Genomic DNA, 24651 nt, shown 5'->3' on the forward strand with positions numbered 1-24651 from the left:
TATATCAGCCTCGCCCCACAGTCCGGGTCTGAAAAGAACGCGTTGCCGATCAATTAGGATAAATACGCATGAATCTGGGCAGCGATAGTAGCACTCCCCGTAAAACACAGGTAAAGCAATCTTAAAATTACGATCCATTTGCTTATTCCGTGGACAACATTAAGCGCAGTCGTCCCCCGGCCCCCCAAATTTGGCACTGCCAGGAGGAACAGCGATGGCTAATTTGATTAAGATACGCCGTCCCCAATGTTCCAAGCGGCACACCGTTACTTACCTCAATATGATGTTCTCCGGTATTCAGGGAAGCGTTGAGGCCGGCGGAAACGAGGATAAGATTCTTTAAACCGCTGTGGTAATAACCGACAAGCAGCGGGAACTGTCCGGGTAAATTCGCCTGACGAAAAAGCTGGTTTACCTGTTTGAGCAAACTGCCTAACTCTGGCAGCCGTTGCCCCTGATGCGATAACTGTTCCTGCAATAAACCATTAAATAGCGCACGAAGGAGTAACGCCGCTAATACACCATTATCCCCCGCCCGGGTGACATCGAGGGAATAAAATGCAAGATCGGAATCAGAGAGGGGTGCAATATCCAGCACCAGTCCAGGCTGGTCTGCGGCCACCAGCTGGCGATAATTTATTCGGCAATGCGAAATGGTTTGCTGAACGGGCGGCTGAAGCTCTTGCAAAAGTTTCGCCGCGGCAGGCGGATCGCTTACCAGGGCATCCCAGTCCTGGAAAAGGCGCTCTTCTTCCTCTACCCGGGAATTAAACATATTCGGATACAGGCACGCTAACACCGTTTCCCGCAACCGGTTCAGATCTTTGACCGGTTTAAGCAGAATATCCTGCACCCCGAGACGTAACGCTTTAGCGATATCGGCCATGTTCTCTGTGGCAGATATCACCAGAATCGGCGTCTGGTTGCCTTCGTTACGCAGATGTTCAACCAGCTTCAGTCCGTTCATACGCGGCATCGCAATGTCGCAAATCATCAAATCGGGCGTAATGCTGATCATTTTTTCCAGCGCGTCGATGCCATCTTCAGCCAGTGAAGTGATTGCCCCCAGTGAGGATAACCACGAATCCAGTAGCGATCGGAAAACGGGCTCGTCTTCTACAATCAAAATGTGTTTTCCGGCCAATGGTTGCGTCATGTTTCCTCCCCTGGCTGACAGTAACTAAATAGTGGCATGCGATCGGCACTATCGCCTGTCAGATTTTGCTGAAGTAATCAAAAAAAGTGCTTAGCGTGCTGTTCGCACAAAAGGCAACAATTCGTCCATTTTCTTTTCGACGGCTAGCGAGCCCGCTGCGATGGCGGCCTCAGCCCGATGGAAATCAAGGGTAGAGATTTGCGGACAGTACGGTTGAATAAGAATATCTGGCGGATCGCCTGCCATACGATTGCGCTTGAGGCGATTCTCAAGGACCTGGATTGACGTGGTCATGATTTCTATCGCCGTCGGGGCAGCAACCGAGCGTCGCGCGGCCATACGCCCGATTCTTCCGCGCAGGCGCTCATGCCAGGCCAGTTTCTCCCCCTCTGCGTCTTCGCTCTGGAGGTTGACCGGCATGAGGTCCTGTTGCATCAGGTGAGCGTCGTGCTGCAGGTCCACGGCAATGACGATGTCAGCCCCCATTGCACGCGTGAGCGAGATGGGCACCGGGTTCACGACGCCACCATCAACCAGCCAGTAACCGTTGTGTGGGACAGGCGCCATTAACCCCGGCATACTGCAGGAGGCACGCACGGCAAGATGGATATCCCCTTCGGTTAGCCAAAGTTCGCGACCCGTGCTGAGGTTCGTCGCAACGGCGCCGAAAGGCATGTGACAATCCGTGAAGTCTTCAAGAGGCATAACCTGGCGGAACTGGTTAAAGACGCGCTCGCCGCGCAACAGCCCGCCGCGCTGCCATGAGAGGTCCATCAGACGAAGCACGTCCCAGTAACTGAAGGAGCGCACCCAGGTTTCAAGGTCCGGCAGCTTCCCGCACGCGTAAGCGGAGCCGACAAGCGATCCTATTGAACACCCTGCAACGATATCGACGTCAACACCCATCTGATTTAAAGCATTAATCACGCCGATGTGTGACCATCCCCGGGCTGCACCTGAGCCCAGCGCCAGTCCAATTTTAACCTTTCTCATTAGCCCTGTTTTACGTCCCCTGGATTCCTGACATAGCGTCAACGCAACGCCTCAGTTAACATAGTGCTACCCGAAGCGTTTTACGCCCTTATTTTTTTTTCCAGGAAGAGAATCGTGTCTCAACTCTGCCCTTGTGGTAGCGCTCTGGAGTATAGCCTATGTTGCCAGCGATATCTTTCTGGCGATCAGGTTGCACCAGACCCGTCACACCTCATGCGTTCACGGTACACTGCTTTTGTGATCAAAGACGCAGACTACCTGATCAAAACCTGGCACCCGTCCTGCCACATGGCCGAATTCAGACGGGACATCGAAGCCGGGTTCGCGAACACGCAGTGGCTTGGCCTTACCGTCTATGAATCCTCAACCGGGAGTCATGCAGATGAAGGCTATGTCAGCTTTGTTGCCCGCTTTAGCGAGAATAATAAGCCCGGAGCCATTATTGAACGTTCCCGGTTCTTACGGGAAAGCGGGCAATGGTATTATATTGACGGAACGCGTCCACAGTTTGGTCGTAACGATCCCTGTCCTTGTGGTTCAGGTAAAAAATTTAAAAAGTGTTGCGGGCAGTAACGCCTGACAACCCAGACTTCGCAAATACAAACAGGATTTCCCGGCGATGCAATCATTACAACGTAAAGTTCTGCGCACCATCTGTCCCGATCAAAAAGGACTGATCGCACGAATTACCAACATTTGCTACAAACATGAACTGAATATCGTGCAGAACAACGAGTTCGTTGACCACCGTACCGGTCGTTTCTTCATGCGTACCGAACTGGAAGGTATTTTCAACGACAACACCCTGCTTGCCGATCTGGACAGCGCGCTGCCGGAAGGTTCCGTGCGCGAACTGACTCCCGCCGGCCGACGCCGCGTCGTGATTCTGGTGACCAAAGAAGCACACTGTCTTGGCGACCTGCTGATGAAAGCAAACTACGGTGGTCTGGACGTCGAAATTGCTGCCGTTATCGGCAACCACGAGACGCTGCGCACGCTGGTCGAGCGTTTTGATATTCCGTTCGAGCTGGTCAGCCACGAAGGCCATACCCGTGAGGAACACGACGATCTGATGGCGCAGGCTATTGAAGCACATAACCCGGACTACGTTGTTCTGGCGAAATATATGCGCGTGCTGACGCCATCCTTCGTTGCCCGCTTCCCGAACAAGATCATCAACATTCACCACTCGTTCCTGCCGGCCTTTATTGGTGCTCGCCCATACCATCAGGCATACGAGCGCGGCGTGAAGATCATCGGTGCTACCGCGCACTACGTGAATGACAACCTGGACGAAGGCCCTATCATCATGCAGGACGTCATTCATGTTGATCACACCTACACCGCTGAAGATATGATGCGCGCCGGACGTGACGTCGAGAAGAACGTACTCAGCCGCGCGCTCTATCAGGTGCTGGCGCAGCGGGTATTCGTTTACGGCAACAGAACCATTATTCTTTAATCCCAGAGAAATGAATTGATTAGCTTTGCACCTTTACGGATAAAAAGCAGGCAAACAGCTTCATTTCGCTAAAGGAATGCTTTACAGGGGCGTCTCATTTGATATGATGCGCCCCGCTTCCAGCAGGAAGCAGGCCAGTAAATAGCATTACCCCGTGGTGGGGTTCCCGAGCGGCCAAAGGGAGCAGACTGTAAATCTGCCGTCATCGACTTCGAAGGTTCGAATCCTTCCCCCACCACCATCACTTTTAAAAATCATAACAAAATCGAACCGAGTCCACCTTCGTAGGCCGGGTAAGGCGCAGCCGTCACCCGGCAACAGACTGCTACATCGGCGGCAAGCGTCGCGTCACGGGTGAACTCTTCACAATCGACGTATTGCACTGGGCATGTTCCGCCAGTCCGTCCAGCAGCACATCCAGTTGCTCAATTGACCGCACCACCAGCCGGATAACAAAACAATCTTCACCGGTCACCTTGTCGCTCTCAATACACTCCGGCATCGCCTGAATATACTTATCAACCTTATGCAACAGCCCCGGCAGCGGCCGTACGCGCACCAGCGCCTGAAGGGTGTACCCTAACGCCGCCAGATTCACCCGTGCGCCATACCCCTGAATCACGCCGCGCTCTTCCAGCCTTTTCAGGCGCTCTGCCGTGCTGGGTGACGTCAGACCGATACGCCCGCTGAGCACCTTCAGGGACATGCGCGCATCCTCGACCAGACAGGCCAAAATTTGTCGGTCGATATCATCAAGAAGGTATTCCATCGTTTTCACCTAATTTTAAAAAGCCATTTACGTATTCAACCTTATATCACCCCTGTAAAACCCGTCAGCAATTTTCGACAATAGCGTCATTAATCAGGAGGTGGATGATGCGTGATTTCCATAAAGGCGTCTGGCAGATGAGCCTGGCGATGTTAATTTCCGGCTCTATTGGCGCATTTGTATTACTTTCCGGTCTGCCAGTGACGGAAGTGGTGTTCTGGCGCTGCCTTATCGGGGCAATGGCGCTTTTTATTTTTATCCGGATAAGCCCAAAGCCTTTTAGCCCCCTCACCCGAGCAACGCTGCTGCTGGCTATTCTTGGCGGTGTGGCATTAGTGGTGAACTGGCTGCTGCTCTTCGCTGCCTATGAACGGATCTCGATTGGTCTGTCGACCGTGGTATATAACACCCAGCCGTTTATGCTGGTACTGATGGGGATGTTTTTAGGCGAGCGCGTCAGCCTGGTAAAATGGGGCTGGCTGTTCCTCGCCTTTGGCGGCGTGGTTATTTTGCTCTCCAGCGAGCTAACCGGAGCACACGGCGCTGACTGGCTCGCCGGAATCGGTCTGGCAATGGCCGCAGCCTTCTTCTATGCGGTGACGGCCATCATCGCCCGCAAACTCAAGTCAATTGCGCCACAGCATATTGCCTTTATTCAGGTGCTGACCGGCGTAGTGATGCTTCTGCCGTTTGCCCGCATGCCCTCATTTTCCGGCGATTTTCCCTGGCCAATATTGCTGACGCTGGGCATCGTCCATACCGGCATTATGTATCAGCTGCTCTATAGCGCCATTCAAAAGCTGCCTACGCCTATTACCGGCTCGCTGTCGTTTATCTATCCGGTGGTGGCGATTATTGTCGATAATCTGGTATTCGGACACTCGCTGAACCTGACGCAGCTGGCGGGCGGTGCGCTGATCCTGTTTGCAGCAGCGGGCAACAACCTGGGCTGGGGCGAAAAAAAACCCCGCGAGTGCGGGGTTGGTATCAAAACGGCAAATTAGCGACGGGCGCGTACAATCTGGTACTTGCGCGTCAGGTACTCCACCGGCGCGCTCCAGATATGCACCAGACGAGAGAACGGGAACAGCACGAACAGCGTCATCCCCAGCACCAGGTGAACGCGGAAGATAAACGCCACGCCGTCCAGGTGTGAAGATGCTCCGCCGTGGAAGGTCACCACGGACTGCGCCCAGCCGACCAGCTTCATCATTTCGCTGCCGTCCATATGCTGCGCCGAGAACGGAATGGTCAGCAGGCCCAGCGCGCACTGCACCATCAGCAGGGAGAGGATCAGGATGTCCGCCCCGGTTGTGGTTGCACGCACCCGCGGGCTGAACAGACGACGCTTCAACAGCAGCAGCCCCCCGACCAGGGTCATCACGCCGCAGGCACCGCCGGCGATCATCGCCATCTTCTGCTTCACCTCAATTGGCAGCCACGCTTCGTACATCCAGTGCGGCGTCAGCATCCCGAGGAAGTGGCCGGCAAAAATGCCCAGAATACCGATGTGGAACAAGTTAGAGCCCACGTGCATCCCTTTACGATCCAGCATCTGGCTGGAGGCAGCGCGCCAGGTATACTGGCCGTAGTCATAACGCAGCCAGCTTCCCACCAGGAACACGGTGCCCGCGATATACGGGTAGATGTCAAAGAAGAACATATTCAGGAAGTGCATTATTGCTGTCCTCCGTTAGAGATATTCAAATATTGCGGGGCAACGGCTCCGGCAAAACGACGCTGGTGAGCAGAGATTTCAGACTCGCCGCAGCTCTGGTCAGCAAAGAATTTCACCTGCTCTTCTTCCCAGACGGCATCCAGCGCTTGCGGAGTATCGTCGCGGGCCTCATCGGCGATCTTCTCCGCGACTTTTTCGCTGTCGACCGACGCGTTGGCCAGCTTCACCAGCAGATCGAACAATACCGCGTAGCGGCTCTCGCGCTGCTGAAGACGCGCGCCGAGCAGCGCCAGAATTGGCGCGATGTCCTGCAGACCACCCAGCGCCTCCTCTTTCGGCAGTTGCGCCAGATATTCCAGATAGAGCGGCAGATGGTCCGGCAGCTCGCGGCTGTCGAGCTGCAGGCCATGCTGCTCATACTGCGCCATCAGGTCAACCATCGCCTGGCCGCGGTCACGGGACTCGCCGTGAACGTGTTCAAACAGCAGCAATGAGGTTGCACGACCGCGGTCAAACAGCTGGCTGTAGTCCGCCTGCGCATCGAGAAGATCGCGCGCTAACAGGTCGCGGAGGAAAACGCCAAGCCGCTGGGCATCCTCTTTATCCAGGTTTTCAGATGCCGTAAGTGCATCAAAGAGCTCCTGCTGATGCTGCGCAAGCGCAGCATCCGGGTACTCGAGCAGACGCGAAACAATGACGAGTTCAATCATGAGTGCGGCTCCGTTTTACTGGTCACATCCATGGCGTCGATGCGGCGGCTGTTGAACAGGTTGAATTTGCTGTCTGACCCGTGGCAGCCGTCGCCAAAGGTAAAGCCACAGCCGTTTTTCTCCGGGAAGGCTTCGCGGGCCAGCTCACGGTGGCTGCTCGGCACCACGAAGCGGTCTTCGTAGTTAGCAATCGCCAGGTAGCGGTACATCTCCTGCGCCTGCGCTTCGGTCAGACCGACCTCTTCCAGCGCGCGGGTATCGGTCACGCCGTCCACGGTTTCGGCACGCTTGAAGTGGCGCATCGCCAGCATACGCTTCAGCGCCAGCAGTACCGGCTGGGTATCGCCTGCGGTCAGCTGGTTTGCCAGGTACTGGACCGGGATACGCAGGCTTTCCACGTCCGGCAGAATACCGTTGCTGCCCAGCTCGCCCGCATCCGCGGCTGACTGAATCGGTGACAGAGGCGGCACGTACCAGACCATCGGCAGCGTGCGGTATTCCGGGTGCAGCGGCAGGGCCAGCTTCCAGTCCATCGCCATTTTGTACACCGGAGACTGCTGCGCGGCGTCAATGACGCTCTGCGGAATGCCATCCTTCAGCGCCTGCTCAATCACTTTCGGATCGTTCGGATCGAGGAACACGTCCAGCTGACGCTGATACAGATCTTTCTCGTGCTCGGTGCTCGCGGCATTTTCAATCGCGTCCGCGTCGTACAGCAGCACGCCGAGGTAGCGGATACGGCCTACGCAGCTCTCGGAGCAGACGGTCGGCATACCGGCTTCAATACGCGGGTAGCAGAAGATGCACTTCTCAGACTTGCCGCTCTTCCAGTTGAAGTAGATTTTTTTGTACGGGCAGCCGGTGATGCACATACGCCAGCCGCGGCATTTGTCCTGGTCGATCAGGACAATGCCGTCTTCTTCACGTTTATAGATGGCGCCGCTCGGGCAGGTCGCCACGCACGCCGGGTTGAGGCAGTGCTCGCACAGGCGCGGCAGATACATCATGAAGGTGTTTTCGAACTGGCCGTACATCGCCTTCTGCATGTTCTCGAAGTTCTGGTCTTTGGCGCGTTTTTCGAACTCGCCGCCCAGAATCTCTTCCCAGTTTGGACCGCTGGTAATTTTGTCCATGCGCTGACCGGTGATCAGCGAGCGCGGACGGGCGATCGGCTGGTGTTTGCTTTCCGGCGCGTTGTGCAGGTTCTGGTAGTCGTAGTCAAACGGCTCGTAGTAATCATCGATGCCCGGCAGATGCGGGTTAGCGAAGATTTTACCCAGCAGCATCGCTCGGTTACCCATGCGCGGCTGCAGCTTGCCGTTGATTTTACGGATCCAGCCGCCCTTCCACTTCTCCTGGTTTTCCCAGTCGGTCGGGAAGCCGGTGCCCGGCTTGCTTTCCACGTTGTTGAACCAGGCGTACTCCATACCTTCACGGCTGGTCCAGACGTTTTTACAGGTGACCGAGCAGGTATGACAGCCGATGCATTTATCCAGATTCAGCACCATGCCGACTTGTGAACGAATTTTCATTTTACGCTCTCCTGTACCTGGTCATTACCTTCACCGTCTAACCAGTTAATATTTTTCATCTTACGTACCACCACGAACTCATCGCGGTTCGATCCTACGGTGCCGTAGTAGTTAAAGCCGTAGGCCAGCTGCGCATAGCCACCGATCATATGGGTCGGCTTCGGCGTAATGCGGGTCACGGAGTTGTGGATCCCGCCGCGCTGCTCGGTGATCTCTGAACCCGGCAGGTTAACGATACGTTCCTGCGCGTGGTACATCATGGTCATCCCGGCCGGTACGCGCTGGCTCACCACCGCACGCGCCGTCAGGGCACCGTTGCTGTTGAACACTTCGATCCAGTCGTTATCTTCAATACCCAGATCTTTGGCATCCGTTTCGCTCATCCAGACAATCGGACCACCGCGCGACAGGGTCAGCATCAGCAGGTTGTCGCTGTAGGTGGAGTGGATACCCCACTTCTGGTGCGGCGTCAGGAAGTTGAGCGCCTTCTCAGGGTTACCGTTCGATTTCGCCCCCATCACGGCTTTCACGGAGCGGGTGTCGATTGGCGGACGGTACACCAGCAGGCTTTCACCGAAGTCGCGCATCCACTGGTGATCCTGATACAGCGACTGACGACCGGACAGGGTGCGCCATGGGATCAGCTCGTGAACGTTGGTGTAGCCAGCGTTATAAGAGACATGTTCATCTTCGAGGCCAGACCAGGTCGGGCTGGAGATAATCTTGCGCGGCTGCGCCTGAATATCGCGGAAGCGGATTTTCTCTTCCTCTTTATTCTTCGCCAGGTGCGTATGGTCGCGGCCGGTAAACTCGCTCAGCGCCGCCCAGGCTTTCACCGCGACGTGGCCGTTGGTTTCCGGCGCCAGGGTCAGGATCATCTCTGCCGCATCAATCGCCGTGTTCAGCATTGGCTGACCTTTCGCCGGGCCGTCCGCTTTGGTGTAGTTGAGCTTGCGCAGCAGATCCATTTCGCTCTGGGTGTTCCAGGCAATCCCCTTCCCGCCGTTACCGATTTTCTCCATCAGCGGGCCGATAGAGGTAAAGCGTTCGTACGTAGCCGGGTAATCACGTTCAACCGGAATAATGTGCGGCGCGGTCACGCCCGGAATCAGGTCACATTCGCCTTTTTTCCAGTCCTTCACGTCAAGCGGCTGCGCCAGTTCGGCAGCGGAGTCGTGTTGGATTGGCAGCGTCACCACGTCGGTCTCTTTGCCGAGGTGTCCCACGCAGACTTCAGAGAATTTCTTCGCGATGTCCTTGTAGATATCCCAGTCGCTTTTCGACTCCCACGCCGGGTCAACGGCCGCAGACAGCGGATGAATAAACGGATGCATATCCGAGGTATTCATGTCGTCTTTTTCGTACCAGGTCGCGGTTGGCAGCACAATGTCGGAGTACAGGCAGGTGCTGGACAGACGGAAGTCGAGCGTCACCACCAGATCCAGCTTGCCGTCGAGGCCGTTGTCTTTCCACTCCACCTCTTCCGGCTTCACGCCGCCCTGCTTGCCGAGATCTTTACCCTGGATACCGTTTTCGGTACCGAGCAGGTATTTCAGCATGTACTCGTGGCCTTTACCGGACGAGCCCAGCAGGTTGGAGCGCCAGATAAACAGGTTACGCGGATGGTTTTTACCGTTTTCCGGCTGTTCAGCCGCGAAACGGATTGAGCCGTCCTTGAGGGATGTAACGGTGTAATCCACCGGCGACATGCCCGCCTTCTTCGCCTCTTCCGCGATGCGCAGCGGGTTGGTACCCAGCTGAGGCGCAGACGGCAGCCAGCCCATGCGCTCTGCGCGCACGTTGAAGTCAATCAGGTGGCCGCTGTAGCGGGATTTATCCGCCATCGGCGACAGCAGCTCCTGCGCGGTGACCGTTTCATAGCGCCACTGGCTGGAGTGGTTATAGAAGTAGGAGGTGCTGTTCATGTGGCGCGCAGGGCGCTGCCAGTCGAGGGCGAACGCCAGCGGCTGCCAGCCGGTCTGCGGACGCAGTTTTTCCTGACCTACGTAGTGCGCCCAGCCGCCGCCGCTCTGACCAACGCAGCCGCAGAAGATCAGCATGTTGATCAGACCACGGTAGTTCATATCGAGGTGATACCAGTGGTTCAGACCCGCACCGACGATGATCATCGAACGGCCGTGGGTCTTGTCGGCGTTTTCTGCGAATTCACGTGCAATGCGGGTAATATGCCCGCGAGGAACGCCGGTGATCTGTTCTGCCCAGGCCGGAGTGTAGGCCTTCACGTCGTCATAGCTGGTTGCGCAGTTTTCATCGCCCAGACCGCGTTCCAGGCCATAGTTCGCCATGGTCAGATCGTAGACGGTGGTAACCAGCGCGGTCGACCCGTCGGCCAGCTGCAGGCGTTTGACCGGCAGCTTATGCATCAGGACGTTTTGCAGCTCAACCTTGTTGAAGTGCTCGGAGCCTTCGCCGCCGAAGTACGGGAAGCCCACCTCGGCGATTTCGTCCTGGCTACCCAGCATGCTCAGGCGCAGTTCAGTCTCTTCGCCGGTCGTGCCGTTACGCTGCTCAAGGTTCCACTTGCCCTTCTCGCCCCAGCGGAAGCCAATAGAGCCGTTTGGCGCCACCAGCTCGCCGTTGCTGTTATACGCGACGGTTTTCCACTCAGGATTATTTTCCTGACCCAGCGCATCCACCAGATCGGCAGCGCGCAGCGTGCGGCCAGCGGCATAGTAACCGTCACGCTCTTCGAGCATGACCAGCATCGGCATGTCGGTGTAGCGGCGGACGTAGTCGGTGAAGTACTGGCTTGGCTTATCAAGATGGAACTCACGCAGCATGACGTGGCCCATCGCCATCGCCATCGCGGCATCGGTACCCTGTTTCGGTGCCAGCCACAGATCGCACAGCTTGGCGATTTCGGCGTAGTCCGGGGTGACCGCCACGGTTTTGGTACCTTTGTAACGCACTTCGGTAAAGAAGTGCGCGTCCGGCGTACGGGTCTGAGGCACGTTAGAGCCCCAGGCGATGATGTAGCTGGAGTTGTACCAGTCGGCGGATTCCGGCACGTCGGTCTGCTCGCCCCAGGTCTGCGGAGACGCCGGCGGCAGGTCGCAGTACCAGTCGTAGAAGCTCAGGCAGGTACCGCCGATAAGCGACAGGTAGCGCGCCCCGGAGGCGTAAGAGACCATCGACATCGCCGGGATGGGCGAGAAGCCCGCCACGCGGTCAGGACCGTAGGTTTTAACGGTGTAGACGTTAGAGGCGGCAATCAGCTCGTTCACCTCTTTCCAGGAAGAACGCACAAAGCCACCGCGGCCGCGAGCCTGCTTGAAGCTTTTCGCTTTGTCCGCGTCTTCGATAATAGACGCCCAGGCATCAACCGGATCGCTGTGCTGCACCTTCGCTTCACGCCACATTTTCATCAGGCGCTTGCGCATCAGAGGGTATTTGAGGCGGTTAGCGCTGTAGAGATACCAGGAGTAGCTGGCGCCGCGCGGGCAGCCGCGCGGTTCGTGGTTTGGCATATCCGGGCGGGTGCGGGGATAGTCGGTCTGCTGCATTTCCCAGGTCACCAGACCGTTTTTTACGAAAATCTTCCAGCTACATGAGCCAGTGCAGTTCACGCCGTGGGTTGAACGGACGACTTTGTCATGCTGCCAGCGCTGGCGGTAACCGTCTTCCCAGTCCCGGTTGGTATCCAGAACCTGGCCGTGCCCATCGGCAAAAGTTTCACCCTTCTGTTTGAAGTAGCGAAACCGGTCCAAAAATTTGCTCATCGGGTATCTCCTGTGTGGAGCCTGTGGCTCTCTAAATCGACATTGCTGATTTGCAGCGAAGGTAACGCCCTGAAAGAGAGGGAGAATTGATAACGATCAAGACGACGAGGGACTTTCTGGCGAGGGGTTATATCAAATACCACCAAAGCGGTATCTTTATAAATTCCGTATCAATATGAAATATATAGTTATTTTTATTTTATCGTACAAAAGGCAGGGTGAAATTTAACATCTTGGGTATTAAGGGGTAGAGCGCCCCGTAAAGCGATGGCCATCACGGTGTTACCCGCAGGCTTCCGCTGCAGGCCTGTCAGTATGTTGTAACTATTGTTACCCCAAAAAAACGCGGCCCGAAGGCCGCGTAAACGGATAATCATACTTACTTATTTTTCTTGTTATTCCGGCCATATACCAGCCACGTGATCACGACGCAGGCGATATAGAAGACGAGGAAAACTTTCATTGCACCCGCCGGAGAGCCGGTCAGGTCCAGAGAGATACCGAACGCTTTCGGGATAAAGAAGCCGCCAATCGCGCCGATGGCAGAGATAAAGCCCAGCGCCGCAGCCGTATCGGTCGCCGCTTCACGCATTGCCTGCTCATCGCTTCCGCCCTGCGCCTTCACGCGGTCCATGGTCAGCTTGCGGAAGATCACGGAGATCATCTGGAAGGTAGACGCACTTCCCAGCCCGGCCGTCAGGAACAGCACCATAAACACGCCGAAGAAGGCGATGAAGTTACCGCCCTGTCCGTCGACGGGCAGCGTCAGGAACAGCAGCGCACAGAAGACTGCCATCAGAACGAAGTTAACCAGCGTCACGCGGGTACCGCCCAGGCGGTCAGACACCATACCGCCCAGCGAACGCGCCAGGGCGCCAATAAACGGTCCGAAGAAGGCAAACTGTAGGATCTGAACTTCCGGGAACTGGGTTTTCGACAGCATCGCAAAGCCCGCAGAGAAGCCGATAAACGAACCGAAGGTTGCCAGATACAGCAGCGCCATCACCCACAGGTGTCCACGCTTCAGCACCGGCAGCTGTTCACTCAGCGACGCCTTCGACGCGGACAGGTCATTCATAAAGAACCAGGATGCGAGGGTGAAGATCACGAGGAACGGCACCCAAATCCACGCGGCGTTTTGCAGGTACAGGTAAGAACCATTCGCCTGCTCAACGCCACCGCCGCCAAAGGCCGCAAAAATGGAGACCGAGATCGCCAGCGGGGCAATGAGCTGCATTACGCTGACGCCCATATTCCCCAGACCGCCGTTAATGCCCAGCGCACCGCCCTGCTTCGCTTTCGGGAAGAAGAAGCTGATGTTCGCCATGCTGGAGGCGAAGTTCGCGCCCGCAAAACCGCACAGCAGGGAGATAATCACGAACACGCTGAACGGCGTGGAGGTATCCTGCACCGCGAAGCCGAGCCACACGCACGGGACGATCATGATGCCCGTACTGAACGCCGTCCAGCGACGGCCACCAAAGACCGGCACCATAAACGCGTAAGGTACACGCAGCAGCGCGCCTGACAGCGACGGAAGCGCGGTCAGCATAAACAGCTGATCGGTCGTAAACGTAAATCCAACTTTTGGCAGGTTAACCGCCACCGCACTAAACAACATCCATACGCAAAACGCTAATAACAAACACGGAACGGAAATCCAAAGATTCCGGCTTGCTACACGATGGCCGCGCTGTTGCCAGAACGCCGGATCCTCTGGACGCCAGTCTGTAATAACGGCACCATTTTCCCTTTCGGGAGCGGATGAGTGACTCATAGACACCTCTGATTCTCGAATGATGCTGCAAACATTAGGGTTTTAGGGCGGCGGTAAGTTGATATAAATCAAAGGAAAAGTGGGAGGATTTGCGGCGCAAAAAAAGGTGTTATCCTTAGTGAGTAGGTTAATTCGCTAAAAAAGACGTGGTTTTTCACGGTACTGACGGCTCCTTGCTACCCCCACCACCTTCCCCCTACTCCATTGGCAATTTAGGGGTAATCCTTTATTGGTATGGGTATACTCCAGGGTATGCACCAGAATAGCGCCATTCCTGCAAGCAGGCCACGTCAGGAGCACGCCCACGCTATGTTAAAAAGATGTTTATCACCGCTGACGCTCGTGAATCAGGTCGCTCTGATCGTTTTACTGTCCACCGCCATCGGCGTGACCGGCATGGCGATCTCCGGCTGGCTGGTACAGGGGGTACAGGGTAATGCGCATGCCATTAATGAGGCAGGCTCGCTACGCATGCAGAGTTATCGTCTGCTGGCATCGGTTCCCCTGACGCAGGACGACAGGCCCCTGCTTGATGAAATGGAGCGCACGGCGTTCAGCCCCGAGCTGGAAAATGCCGCCATTCGCGCCGGTCAACAATCTCAGCTTAAAGCCCTTCAGGGGTACTGGCACACCCAGCTGCAGCCGGGCCTGAGACAGGCGCGCAGTACCGCGGCCGTTGCGCAGGACGTGGCGGGGTTCGTCTCGCGCATTGATGCGCTGGTCTCCGCTTTTGACCAAACTACCGAACTCCGCATCGACCGGGTGGTGATGGTACACCGCGCGATGGCGCTGTTTATGGGTCTACTGCTGATCTTCACCATCGTCTGGCTCCGCGCGCGGCTCCTGAATCCCTGGAAACAGCTACTGGCGATGGCCCGCGCGGTCACCGCACGCGATTTTACGCAGCGCACGCACATCAGCGGGCGCAACGAGATGGCCATGCTCGGCCAGGCGCTGAATACCATGTCGGCTGAACTCTCCGAGAGCTACGCGGTGCTGGAGCAGCGCGTTCAGGAAAAAACGGCGGGGCTTGAGCAGAAAAACGAGATCCTTTCCTTCCTGTGGCAGGCCAACCGTCGTCTGCACATGCAGGTGCCGCTATGCGAACGCCTCTCGCCGGTGCTGAACGGCCTGCAAAATCTGACCCTGCTTCACGACCTTGAGCTGCGGGTCTACGATGTCGAAGACGAAGATAACCATCAGGAATTTACCTGTCAGTCCGATATGTCCTGCGATGACAAAGGCTGCCATCTTTGCCCTCGCGGCCTGCCGCCGCTCACCTCCAGCGGCACCACCCTGAAGTGGCGGCTGACGGACAGCCACACCCAGTACGGTATTCTGCTGGCAACCCTGCCGGCGGGGCGTCACCTGAGCCACGACCAGCAGCAGCTGGTCGATACGCTGGTCGAACAGCTAACGGCCACGCTGGCGCTCGACAGACATCAGGAAAAGCAGCAGCAACTGATCGTCATGGAAGAGCGCGCGACCATCGCCCGCGAGCTCCACGACTCTATCGCCCAGTCGCTCTCCTGTATGAAAATGCAGGTGAGCTGCCTGCAGATGCAGGATGCGGAGATGCCGGAAAGCAATAAGCAGCTGCTCAGCCAGATCCGCAACGAGCTGAACACCTCCTGGATACAGCTTCGCGAGCTGCTGACCACCTTCCGTCTCCAGCTGACCGAGCCGGGCCTGCGCCCGGCGCTGGAGTCCAGCTGTCACGAATTTAGCGCCCGGCTGGGGTTCCCGGTGAAGCTGGACTACCAGCTGCCGCCGCGGTTTGTCCCCTCCCATCAGGCCATACATTTACTGCAGATCGCCCGTGAAGCGCTGAGCAACGTGCTTAAGCATGCCGACGCGACGGCGGTAACGGTCACCGTCAGCCAGCACAACAATCAGGTGAAGCTGACGGTTCACGACAACGGCCGCGGCGTGCCGGAAAATGCCGAACGAACGAACCACTACGGTTTAATTATTATGCGAGACCGCGCCCAAAGCCTGCGCGGTGATTGCCAGGTTCGCCGGAGAGAGACGGGTGGCACGGAAGTTGTCGTCACCTTTATTCCCGAGAAACCGCTCATAACTGCTCAAGGAGAAACCCATGACTAATCAGGAACCGGCATCCATCCTGTTGATCGACGACCATCCGATGCTGCGTACTGGCGTAAAACAGCTGGTCAGCATGGCGCCCGATATCACCGTGGTTGGCGAAGCCAGCAACGGCGAACAGGGCATTGAGCTTGCCGAATCCCTCGATCCCGATCTGATCCTGCTCGATCTGAACATGCCGGGCATGAACGGTCTGGAAACCCTCGACAAGCTGCGGGAGAAATCGCTTTCCGGCCGCATCGTCGTCTTTAGCGTGTCGAACCATGAAGAGGATGTGGTCACGGCGCTGAAGCGCGGGGCGGATGGATATCTGCTGAAGGATATGGAGCCGGAAGATCTGCTTAAGGCGCTGCAGCAGGCTGCGGCGGGCGAGATGGTGCTCAGCGAGGCCTTAACGCCGGTCCTGGCCGCCAGCCTGCGGGCAAACCGCGCCACCTCCGACCGTGACGTCAGCCAGCTAACGCCGCGCGAGCGCGACATTCTCAAGCTCATTGCCCAGGGGCTGCCGAACAAAATGATCGCCCGCCGCCTGGATATCACCGAAAGCACGGTCAAAGTACATGTGAAACATATGCTGAAGAAAATGAAATTAAAATCCCGCGTTGAGGCCGCCGTGTGGGTCCATCAGGAACGCATTTTCTAAGGACTACTCCTCGGGCAGCAGCTTCCAGCGCGGGTCGTTGTCAGGTAATGAGACCAGCGGCTGTACCACGGTCAGCACGATCTCATTGGACGAGACGCGCTGGCCTTTCTCATCTTCCACCACCGCCGACAGGTGCCAGCGGTTTGTCGCCCCTTCGCTACCATCCCAGGCAGGCATAATCACGCTCCAGCCGTCGCTGCTGCTGCTTTTGGCTGGCGACGTCAGGCTTAACGCCTGGGTATCCCCCTGCCAGTGGATCTGGCGAATGCCGTGCGTGCTGCGAACCTGCAGCTTCAGCATGACGGTCTCGCCCCCTTTCAGATCCCACGGCGGCGTTGCCAGCCAGACGGACAGCGTTTTGCGCTGACGGAACTCCATCACCGGCAGGCTACTGCGCTCCGGCGAGTCATAGCGGCTGCCGCGCAGGGAACGCGTGGCGGCGACTTCACTGGCCGAAAGCTGCTTGGACAGCGGCACGCCAAAACGGTAGTTAAGCTTCAGCCCGAGGTTATTCTGGCTCTCGCCGCTCTCGCCCTGCTTGTGCGCGGCGGTCAGCGTGACCAGCGGAACGGGGGTATAGTTGAGACCCAGGTTGACGGCCACCGGGTTGTGATAGCCGGTTCCGCTGTTGAACAGGTCGACGTTATCGCCAAAGTATTGCTCGAAGCTGACGCTGGTGTTCAGGTGATGGAACCACGGCAGCCAGGCGTTGGCCGTCACGTCGTACCCGCGCGCCATGCGCTGCTCCTGAACGTCTGAGCGCTCGCGCCAGCCGGCAAAGGGCTGATAATAGTTCGCTGACAGCCGCAGATTCTCCCCCCACGCTTCCGCCCCCAGCCCGGCACGCTGCAGGTTTTCATCCAGCAGGTTATCGTAAAAGGTGTTGTAGCCCAGCAGCCATTTCCCGGCGACCCAGCGCTGCCCTATTCCGGCATTGCTGACCAGGCCATCCGTCTGCTGCGTCAGGCCAAGCTGGCTCCAGCTGAGGTAGCGGTTAGTATCATTCCAGGGGATAAACCAGCTCCCGCTGCTGCCGTTAAATTTACCGTCGTTATCCACCAGTAATTTCACGCTGGCGTTTCCCCAGGGCGAAAGCCAGGACTCAATCTGCTGGTTCACTTCGCCGCTCACCGCGTCGCGCACCTGACCAAACGCGAACTGCCGCGCCTGCTCGCCGGTGGTGAGGCCGTTGTCGGTCATGCTGGCTTCACCAAACGCTTTGGCCATTTCGGCCAGGTGCTTCTCTCCCTCGCCCGTTGGCGCCGCCATGCCGAGGTCAGGCAAACTATCCCCATTATTATCAAAGGGATTCTGCGCCTGATGCATAAAGGAATTCGGCGCACCGTGAACGGCTCCGGCCGTAAGAAGGGGGAGTAAAAAAAGCAAACGAATGCGGGACGATACAGCCATCAACGTCGTATATAAGGACCTGTGTTCATAAGGCAATTCTTTTTATGTTAACGCGATAAGCAGTGAAATGCAGGCTTAACGGAAAATCCAGGATTATCCTGAACATTATTGTCGGATGGCGGCTGCGCCTTACCCGACCTACGGGGCGGCACGAATTTGTAGGTCAGGTAAGGCGCAGCCGCCACCTGACACCCTTACACCCTTACACCGCTATCCAAACAGCCCTTTCAGCTCCGGCACGCAGGAACCACAGTTCGTACCACAGCGCAGCGTCGCCCCCAGCGCGGTGACGGAGCCACACCCTCCGGCAATCGCCTCCCGTATCGCGTTTTCCCCGACGCTGAAACAGCTACAGACAATGCGCCCCGGGTCCGCCGCCGTGCCGGTACCCTGGCCGTTCAGCAGCGCATGGCGCGCAGCAGGCGTTGAGGGTGGCGACTGAAAAGCGGCTTCTATCACCGCATGCGCCAGCGCCGGTAGCGCGGTGCCCTCCCAGAAACCCAGCATCAGCTGGCCTTCATGCCAGGCCAGCACGCTGCTGCGCTCACCGGTCTGAGCAACCTGCAGCTGCCAGCCCCGGTCGCTGGCGTAATCCATTATCCACGACAGCAGCGGTTTATCGCCCGCCACCGTCAGGCGTGACGCCTTGCGCCACCAGTAAACCGAAGCGGGCATTCCCAGCCGTTCGCGGGCGTAGAGTTCTCCCTGCCAGGCGGGCCGCCAGGGCATGATTCTGACGGCGGTTTGTTTACTCTCCGGCTGGCCCGAAACCGGATCGCAGCGCCCTTCCACGAGCGCATTCACCTTTCCCTGGCGGGCAAACCCGGCGTTCCAGTGCATCGGGGCAAAAACCTCCCCTTCGCGCTGTCCGCCGCTGACGCGGACTCTGGCCACCATGACGCCGCGCGGCGAGCTGATGCGCGCCAGCTGGCCGTCGCACAGTGAAAACCGAACGGCGTCGGCGGGGCAAACCTCAACAAACGGTTCGGCAATATGCTGCATCAGTCTGGCCACGTATCCCGTTCGGGTCATGGTATGCCACTGATCGCGGATGCGCCCGGAGTTGAGAATCAGCGGATATAATGCGCTGACCGTCGCACCGTGCGGCAGAGGGTTAACGGGGACGATGCTTCGGCGAGGGAAATCCCCCGTCGGCCACTGATAAGGCTCAAGCCGCTGCCACTCCTCACGGGTCAGCGCAGCCAGGTCATGAAGATTTAGCGCCCGCGCGCCGTCATTTTCAAAGGCCGTCAGCGCGGCATGCTCACAAAAAATTTCGTGCGGATGTTGCCAGGCAAACGCGTCGCCGTAGCCCAGCTGCTTTGCCACCTGCGCGACGATCCACCAGTCTGGCTTTGCCTCGCCCGGCGCGGGCAGAAACGCGCGCTGGCGCGAAATGCGCCGTTCCGAGTTAGTGACCGTGCCGTCCTTTTCTCCCCAGCCCAGCGCCGGAAGGCGAATATGGGCAAACCGACCGGTGTCGGTATCGTTCATCACCTCAGAGACAATCACCAGCGGGCAGCCTGCCAGCGCCTGACACACCGCGTGGCTGTCCGGCAGCGAGACGGCAGGGTTGGTGCCCATGATCCACACCGCCTTCACCTCGCCGCGGGCAATGGCGTCAAACAGCTCCACCGCCATCAGTCCAGGGGTTTGCGCAAGCCGTTCCGTTCCCCAGAAACGCGCCACCCGCGAGAGATCCTCAGGCTCAAAGTGCATGTGCGCCGCCAGCTGATTTGCCAGCCCGCCCACTTCCCTTCCGCCCATCGCGTTAGGCTGTCCGGTCAGCGAAAACGGGCCGCAGCCCGGACGGTTAAATTTCCCGCTGGCAAGGTGAACGTTAATGATGGCGCTGCATTTGTCGCTGCCGCTGGAGGATTGGTTGATCCCCATGGTGTAGAGCGTGACGGCCCGGGGCGCCGTCATAAACCAGTCGTAAAACGTGCCAATATCCTTCGGAGAGAGGCCGCAAAACGCCGCCACGCGGGATATCGGCCACGCGTCCGTTCCCTGAATCACGTTAAGCAGACCGACAAACAGCCCGGCGTCGCTGCCGGGCGCGAGCGCCAGATGCAGGTCAGCAATGTCACAGGTGGCGGTTCTGCGCGGGTCGATGACCACCACCTTCATCTCCGGATTGTTGTGCTTTGCCTGCACCAGCCGCTGATACAGCACCGGATGCGTCCAGGCCGCGTTTGAGCCAGCCAGCACCACCAGATCGCTGCTTTCCACATCCTCGTAGCTGCACGGCACGACGTCTTCACCGAAGGCGCGTTTATAGCCGACAACCGCCGACGACATGCACAGCCGGGAGTTAGTATCAATGTTCGCCGCGCCGATAAACCCTTTCATCAGCTTATTGGCGGCGTAGTAGTCCTCGGTAAGCAACTGCCCGGACGCGTAAAACGCCACCGCCTGCGGCCCATAAGCGTCGATGATGTCCCGCAGCCGTTCGCCTGCCGCCCCCAGCGCCTGCGCCCAGCCCACCTCAACGCCGTCAACCACCGGGTGCAGCAATCGTCCCTGCAGGCCCGTCGTTTCCCCCAGGGCTGACCCTTTCACGCACAGCCGTCCCGCATTCGCGGGATGGGCTTCATCCCCCCGAACGGTGACCGTTTCGCCTTCCACGCGGGCGACCACGCCGCAGCCGACCCCGCAGTAGGGGCACGTTGTCCGGGTTTCCGTCATGAGGCCTCCGCACGCATCACCAGGGCGTCGTTTCCGACCCACACTTTGCCGTCTTCAATTTTGACCGGCCACGCGCGCACCGCGGGTTCGCCGCTCTCCACCTGACAGCCGTCGCGCAGGCGAATGCGCTGCTTATACAGCGGAGAGATCACCACCGGCTCCCCCGCCGCATCGCCAAGAATGCCGCGGGAAAGCACGTTCGCGCTGCTGCCCGGCTCCCGATCGTCGAGGGCGTAAACGAACTCGCCAAAGCGGAACAGCGCAATCGGCTTACGCCCAAGCCGCGCGCCAATGCCCGCCTGCTCCGGAATGTCGTCGATGCCGCAAATTTCCTGCCAGCGCGCGTTGCGATCCACTGCGGCGTCATTCACAGCGGTGCGGAACAACGCCAGACGGTTCGGATCGTTAAGCGTGGTCTGCCATTCGCACTGGTAGGTTTCCACCACCCGGGCCATCTCCTGCTCCAGCTCGTGGGCGATGCCCAGGCTATCGTTAAGGATCACCTCCCGCAGATAGTCGAGACCGCCTTCCAGATTATCCATCCAGGTACTGGTGCGCTGCAGGCGATCTGCCGTGCGGATGTAGAACATCAGGAAACGGTCTACGGTGCGGATCAGCGTTTCGTCGTCCAGATCGCTGGCGAAGAGATCCGCATGGCGCGGCTTCATGCCGCCGTTGCCGCACAGATAGAGGTTCCAGCCTTTGTCCGTGGCGATGACCCCAACGTCTTTACTCTGCGCCTCGGCGCATTCGCGGGTACAGCCCGAGACGGCCATTTTGATTTTGTGCGGGGCGCGCAGGCCCTTGTAGCGGTGCTCCAGCCTGACCGCGAGGCCGGTGGAGTCCTGCACCCCGTAGCGACACCACGTCGACCCTACGCAGGATTTCACCGTGCGCAGGGATTTCCCGTAGGCATGCCCGGTTTCAAACCCGGCCTCCACCAGCGCCTGCCAGATCTCCGGCAATTGCTCAAGGGTGGCACCGAAGAGGTCGATACGCTGGCCGCCGGTGATTTTGCTGTAAAGGCTGTAGCGTTTCGCAATCTGGCCGATGGCAATCAGCCCGTCGGCGGTCACTTCCCCTGCGGGCATGCGCGGCACGATGGAGTAGGTGCCGTCCTTCTGGATATTGGCAAAATAGCGGTCGTTGGTATCCTGCAGCGGCAGGTGCGACGGTTTCAGCAGGTATTCATTCCAGCACGAGGCCAGCACCGAGCCCACCAGCGGCTTGCAGATCTCACATCCGTGCCCCTGCCCGTAGCGGCTAATCAGCTGGTCGAAGGTGCGGATATGGTTAACGCGCACCAGGTGGTAAATCTCCTGGCGCGAGTACGGGAAGTGCTCGCAGATATCCTTTTTCACCTCCACGCCCTGCGCGGCAAGTTGGAACTCCATCACCTGCTTCACCAGCGCGCTACAGCCCCCGCAGCCGGTGGCTGCTTTCGTACACTGTTTAATGGCCCCCATCTCCGTCGCACCGCCGCTCACCGCCCGGCAGATATCGCCTTTGCTGACATTATGACAGGAGCAGATCTGCGCGCTTTCCGGCAGCGCCGCCACGCCGAGCGCTTTTGGCGCGCTGCCGGACGACGCGGGTAAAATCAGCGTCTCCGGCTCTTTTGGCAGAGCTATCCCGTTGAGCATCATCTGCACCAGGGTGGCGTATTCGCTGGCATCGCCCACCAGCACGCCGCCAAGCAGCGTTTTTCCGTCGTGGCTCACCACCATTTTCTTGTAGATTTGCTGCGGACCGTGCGTCCACTGATAGCTCAGCGCCCCCGGCGTGCGCCCGTGCGCGTCGCCAAACGAGGCCACGTCCACGCCCAGCAGCTTGAGTTTGGTGCTCATATCCGCGCCGGTAAAGGTTTTATCCTCACCCGCCAGCGCGGCGGCGGCCACCCGCGCCATCTGATAGCCGGGCGCGACCAGTCCGAAGATTTTCCCCTCCCACAGCGCGCATTCGCCGATGGCAAGCACGTCCGGATCGGAGGTACGACAGCCGTCGTCAATGCAGACCCCACCGCGCTCGCCGATAGCCAGCCCGCTGCTGCGCGCCAGCGCGTCCTGGGGGCGAATGCCCGCAGAAAAGACCACCATGTCCGTTTCCAGCTGTTCGCCGTCGGCGAAGCGCAGCACCAGCCCGCCATCCGCAGAGGCGATCTCCGTCGTCGCTTTACGGGTGTGAACGCCGACGCCCAGCGCCTCGATTTTTTTGCGCAGCATCGCTGCGCCGTCGCCGTCGAGCTGGACCGCCATCAGATTGGGGGCAAACTCCACCACGTGGGTTTCCAGGCCCAGCTGTTTCAGGGCGTTAGCCGCTTCCAGCCCGAGCAACCCACCGCCAATCACCACGCCGCGGCGGGAGCCTGCCGCATGGGCCGCAATCGCGTCCAGATCGTCAAGGGTGCGGTAGACAAAGCAGCCCGGCAGATCGTTGCCCGGTACGGGTGGGACGAACGGGTATGAGCCGGTCGCCAGCACCAGTTTGTCCCAGTGGGTTTCATGCCCGCTGGCGCTGCGCACCACACGCGCGTCGCGATCGATAGCGACGATCTGCTGCGACAGGCGCAGCTCAATGCCGTTGTCGGCAAAGAAATCGCCCTCCACCAGCGAGAGCGACTCCGCGCTGCGGCCGCCAAAATACTCGGAGAGATGCACGCGGTCGTAGGCGGCATAGCGCTCCTCGCCAAAGACGACTATCTGATACTGCTGATGCAAATTGCGGCTGACGCAATCTTCGAGGAAATGATGGCCGACCATACCGTGCCCAACCACCACCAGAGTAGGTTTTGTCATAGCGTTCTGTCCTGCAACCTGCGGTTGCGTAGTGAAACGATCGAACAGCCAGTCCGCGTGGGCGGGCGCAGCCGTTGCCAGTAAATCGGTAAATGTCGCCGCGCTGCGGCAGTCGCCCATCAGCAGCACGCCAGCCAGCGCGCCGCGATGAATCAATAAACGTCGGTAGTGGCGGGTCAGCGGATCCCATGCGCTCCAGACCACGTCGTCCGCCTGCTCCGCGACGCGACCGGCGGTGAACAGTTCGATTCCCGTCACCTTGAGCCGCATCCCGCTGTCCGCTGGGGCAAAAGACGCTCCACCTTCACCGGCCAGCCGGGCGGCGAGGATATCCGCCTGCGCCAGACAGGGCGCAACCAGGCCAAAGGTCTGGCCGTCGATCTCGCAGCATTCACCAATAGCGCTGACGTTCGCCGCGGAGGTCTGCATCTGCGCGTTAACCACAATGCCGCGGGCGCAGCGGACGCCGCTGGCTTTTGCCAGTGAGATGTTGGGCAGTACCCCCGTTGTCAACACCACCCGTGCGGCGCTCATTCGCTTACCGTCAGATAACGTCACCGAATCCGCCGCGATGGACGCAATCCCGGACGACAGCGCGCAGCGCACCCCGCGCTCCGCCAGCGCCTCCTCGAGCAGGAAGCCAGCCTTCCGATCCAGCTGTTGTTCCATCAGCCACGCCCCGCGATGCACCAGCGTGACGTTGTCACAACTGCTTGCAAGCGCCGCCGCAGCCTCAACGCCGAGCACGCCGCCGCCCAGCACCACCGCCGGGCCGGAGAGGGTCTGAATCGCGTCGATATCCGCCAGCCGACGAAAGGTAAACACATGAGACGCGTCGCCGCCGGGGATGGGGGGCACAAACGGCGTGGAACCGGTGGCAAACACCAGCTCATCCCAGGCCAGCGTGGTGTGTGCAGTACGGACCTGTCGCTTCGCCACATCTACCGCTAGCACCTTTTCTCCCCTTCGCACCGTCACCCCCCGGGCCTCATACCAGGCGTCATCCTGCAGGCGGATCTGCTCCGCCTGTTTTTCCCCGGCCAGCACCGGAGAGAGCAGGATGCGGTTGTATGCGTGTTCAGGCTCGTCGCCCAGCACGGTAATCGCGAAGCGACCGGGAGCACGCTCCGTCAACGAGGCAATCAGCCGCGCTGCTGCCATCCCATTGCCGATAACGATCAGTCGCGTCATG

The 24651-nt window shown here is 58.8% G+C and carries 16 protein-coding genes and 1 tRNA gene; 6 read left to right on the plus strand and 11 right to left on the minus strand.

What is annotated here, in order from left to right; translation table 11 throughout:
• Positions 1–142 precede the first annotated feature (142 nt).
• Both rssB and rssA read right to left on the minus strand, forming a co-directional pair.
• Positions 143–1156, minus strand: a complete 1014-nt coding sequence (gene rssB, locus AC3WOK_RS06720; protein WP_047348238.1) for a two-component system response regulator RssB — start codon at positions 1154–1156, stop codon at positions 143–145.
• 90 nt (positions 1157–1246) lie between these two features.
• A complete protein-coding gene (gene rssA, locus AC3WOK_RS06725; RefSeq protein WP_047348237.1) occupies positions 1247–2149 on the minus strand; it encodes a patatin-like phospholipase RssA in 903 nt (300 codons plus the stop codon).
• 114 nt (positions 2150–2263) lie between these two features.
• Between rssA and AC3WOK_RS06730 the strand changes: the two genes are divergently transcribed.
• The 3 genes from AC3WOK_RS06730 (at position 2264) to AC3WOK_RS06740 (ending at position 3852) form a co-directional block, all read left to right on the plus strand.
• Complete coding sequence (locus tag AC3WOK_RS06730; RefSeq protein ID WP_059311610.1) at positions 2264–2722, plus strand: YchJ family protein; 459 nt, start codon at positions 2264–2266, stop codon at positions 2720–2722.
• 46 nt (positions 2723–2768) lie between these two features.
• Positions 2769–3611 carry a formyltetrahydrofolate deformylase gene (gene purU / locus AC3WOK_RS06735; RefSeq protein ID WP_059311611.1) on the plus strand — a complete coding sequence of 281 codons (843 nt, stop codon included), beginning with the start codon at positions 2769–2771 and terminating at the stop codon, positions 3609–3611.
• A gap of 156 nt (positions 3612–3767) precedes the next feature.
• A tRNA-Tyr gene (locus AC3WOK_RS06740) sits at positions 3768–3852 on the plus strand.
• 84 nt (positions 3853–3936) lie between these two features.
• Here AC3WOK_RS06740 and AC3WOK_RS06745 read toward each other — a convergent pair.
• Positions 3937–4380 (minus strand): Lrp/AsnC family transcriptional regulator, encoded by a 444-nt coding sequence (locus AC3WOK_RS06745; RefSeq protein WP_063429616.1) that lies wholly within the window; start codon positions 4378–4380, stop codon positions 3937–3939.
• Between the two features lie 107 nt (positions 4381–4487).
• On the opposite strand from AC3WOK_RS06745, the gene AC3WOK_RS06750 reads away from it, so the two are divergent.
• Entirely contained in the window at positions 4488–5384 is an 897-nt protein-coding gene (locus AC3WOK_RS06750; RefSeq protein ID WP_447856680.1) for a DMT family transporter, read from the plus strand.
• Here AC3WOK_RS06750 and narI read toward each other — a convergent pair.
• The 5 genes from narI to AC3WOK_RS06775 all read right to left on the minus strand — a co-directional run bounded on the left by narI (position 5381) and on the right by AC3WOK_RS06775 (position 13817).
• Positions 5381–6058: a respiratory nitrate reductase subunit gamma gene (gene narI, locus AC3WOK_RS06755; protein WP_047348232.1), complete on the minus strand. Its 678-nt coding sequence runs from the start codon at positions 6056–6058 to the stop codon at positions 5381–5383. The two genes, AC3WOK_RS06750 and narI, sit on opposite strands and share 4 nt — an antisense overlap.
• On the minus strand, positions 6058–6768 hold the full coding sequence (gene narJ, locus AC3WOK_RS06760) for a nitrate reductase molybdenum cofactor assembly chaperone (protein WP_059311614.1): 711 nt from the start codon (positions 6766–6768) through the stop codon (positions 6058–6060). The genes narI and narJ overlap by 1 nt, the downstream gene beginning before the upstream one ends.
• A complete protein-coding gene (narH, locus tag AC3WOK_RS06765) occupies positions 6765–8300 on the minus strand; it encodes a nitrate reductase subunit beta (RefSeq protein WP_492354205.1) in 1536 nt (511 codons plus the stop codon). The genes narJ and narH overlap by 4 nt, the downstream gene beginning before the upstream one ends.
• Entirely contained in the window at positions 8297–12040 is a 3744-nt protein-coding gene (locus AC3WOK_RS06770) for a nitrate reductase subunit alpha (RefSeq protein ID WP_492354206.1), read from the minus strand. Before AC3WOK_RS06770 ends, narH begins: the two co-directional genes overlap by 4 nt.
• Before the next feature lie 379 nt (positions 12041–12419).
• Positions 12420–13817: a NarK family nitrate/nitrite MFS transporter gene (locus tag AC3WOK_RS06775; protein WP_492354207.1), complete on the minus strand. Its 1398-nt coding sequence runs from the start codon at positions 13815–13817 to the stop codon at positions 12420–12422.
• A gap of 309 nt (positions 13818–14126) precedes the next feature.
• Here AC3WOK_RS06775 and narX point away from each other — a divergent pair, with 309 nt between their 5' ends.
• Entirely contained in the window at positions 14127–15923 is a 1797-nt protein-coding gene (gene narX, locus AC3WOK_RS06780) for a nitrate/nitrite two-component system sensor histidine kinase NarX (RefSeq protein WP_059311616.1), read from the plus strand.
• Entirely contained in the window at positions 15916–16566 is a 651-nt protein-coding gene (gene narL / locus AC3WOK_RS06785; protein ID WP_008499531.1) for a two-component system response regulator NarL, read from the plus strand. Before narX ends, narL begins: the two co-directional genes overlap by 8 nt.
• A gap of 3 nt (positions 16567–16569) precedes the next feature.
• Here narL and AC3WOK_RS06790 read toward each other — a convergent pair whose 3' ends face one another.
• From AC3WOK_RS06790 to nirB, 3 genes are all read right to left on the minus strand, one after another.
• A complete protein-coding gene (locus AC3WOK_RS06790) occupies positions 16570–17976 on the minus strand; it encodes a YchO/YchP family invasin (RefSeq protein ID WP_492354208.1) in 1407 nt (468 codons plus the stop codon).
• A 210-nt stretch (positions 17977–18186) separates the two neighbouring features.
• On the minus strand, positions 18187–20664 hold the full coding sequence (locus AC3WOK_RS06795; protein ID WP_492354209.1) for a nitrate reductase: 2478 nt from the start codon (positions 20662–20664) through the stop codon (positions 18187–18189).
• A complete protein-coding gene (gene nirB, locus AC3WOK_RS06800) occupies positions 20661–24650 on the minus strand; it encodes a nitrite reductase large subunit NirB (protein ID WP_074170320.1) in 3990 nt (1329 codons plus the stop codon). Before nirB ends, AC3WOK_RS06795 begins: the two co-directional genes overlap by 4 nt.
• Between the last annotated feature and the right edge of the window lies 1 nt (position 24651).

Source organism: Enterobacter sp. FW301-JW81 (assembly GCF_058788735.1).

Coding starts and splice junctions, on each gene's coding strand:
- narI (WP_047348232.1), bottom strand. CDS start 6,058: ATGCACTTCCTGAATATGTTCTTCTTTGACATCTACCCGTATATCGCG.
- narX (WP_059311616.1), top strand. CDS start 14,127: ATGTTAAAAAGATGTTTATCACCGCTGACGCTCGTGAATCAGGTCGCT.
- AC3WOK_RS06750 (WP_447856680.1), top strand. CDS start 4,488: ATGCGTGATTTCCATAAAGGCGTCTGGCAGATGAGCCTGGCGATGTTA.
- rssB (WP_047348238.1), bottom strand. CDS start 1,156: ATGACGCAACCATTGGCCGGAAAACACATTTTGATTGTAGAAGACGAG.
- AC3WOK_RS06795 (WP_492354209.1), bottom strand. CDS start 20,664: ATGACGGAAACCCGGACAACGTGCCCCTACTGCGGGGTCGGCTGCGGC.
- AC3WOK_RS06790 (WP_492354208.1), bottom strand. CDS start 17,976: ATGGCTGTATCGTCCCGCATTCGTTTGCTTTTTTTACTCCCCCTTCTT.
- AC3WOK_RS06775 (WP_492354207.1), bottom strand. CDS start 13,817: ATGAGTCACTCATCCGCTCCCGAAAGGGAAAATGGTGCCGTTATTACA.
- narJ (WP_059311614.1), bottom strand. CDS start 6,768: ATGATTGAACTCGTCATTGTTTCGCGTCTGCTCGAGTACCCGGATGCT.
- nirB (WP_074170320.1), bottom strand. CDS start 24,650: ATGACGCGACTGATCGTTATCGGCAATGGGATGGCAGCAGCGCGGCTG.
- rssA (WP_047348237.1), bottom strand. CDS start 2,149: ATGAGAAAGGTTAAAATTGGACTGGCGCTGGGCTCAGGTGCAGCCCGG.
- narH (WP_492354205.1), bottom strand. CDS start 8,300: ATGAAAATTCGTTCACAAGTCGGCATGGTGCTGAATCTGGATAAATGC.
- narL (WP_008499531.1), top strand. CDS start 15,916: ATGACTAATCAGGAACCGGCATCCATCCTGTTGATCGACGACCATCCG.
- AC3WOK_RS06770 (WP_492354206.1), bottom strand. CDS start 12,040: ATGAGCAAATTTTTGGACCGGTTTCGCTACTTCAAACAGAAGGGTGAA.
- purU (WP_059311611.1), top strand. CDS start 2,769: ATGCAATCATTACAACGTAAAGTTCTGCGCACCATCTGTCCCGATCAA.
- AC3WOK_RS06745 (WP_063429616.1), bottom strand. CDS start 4,380: ATGGAATACCTTCTTGATGATATCGACCGACAAATTTTGGCCTGTCTG.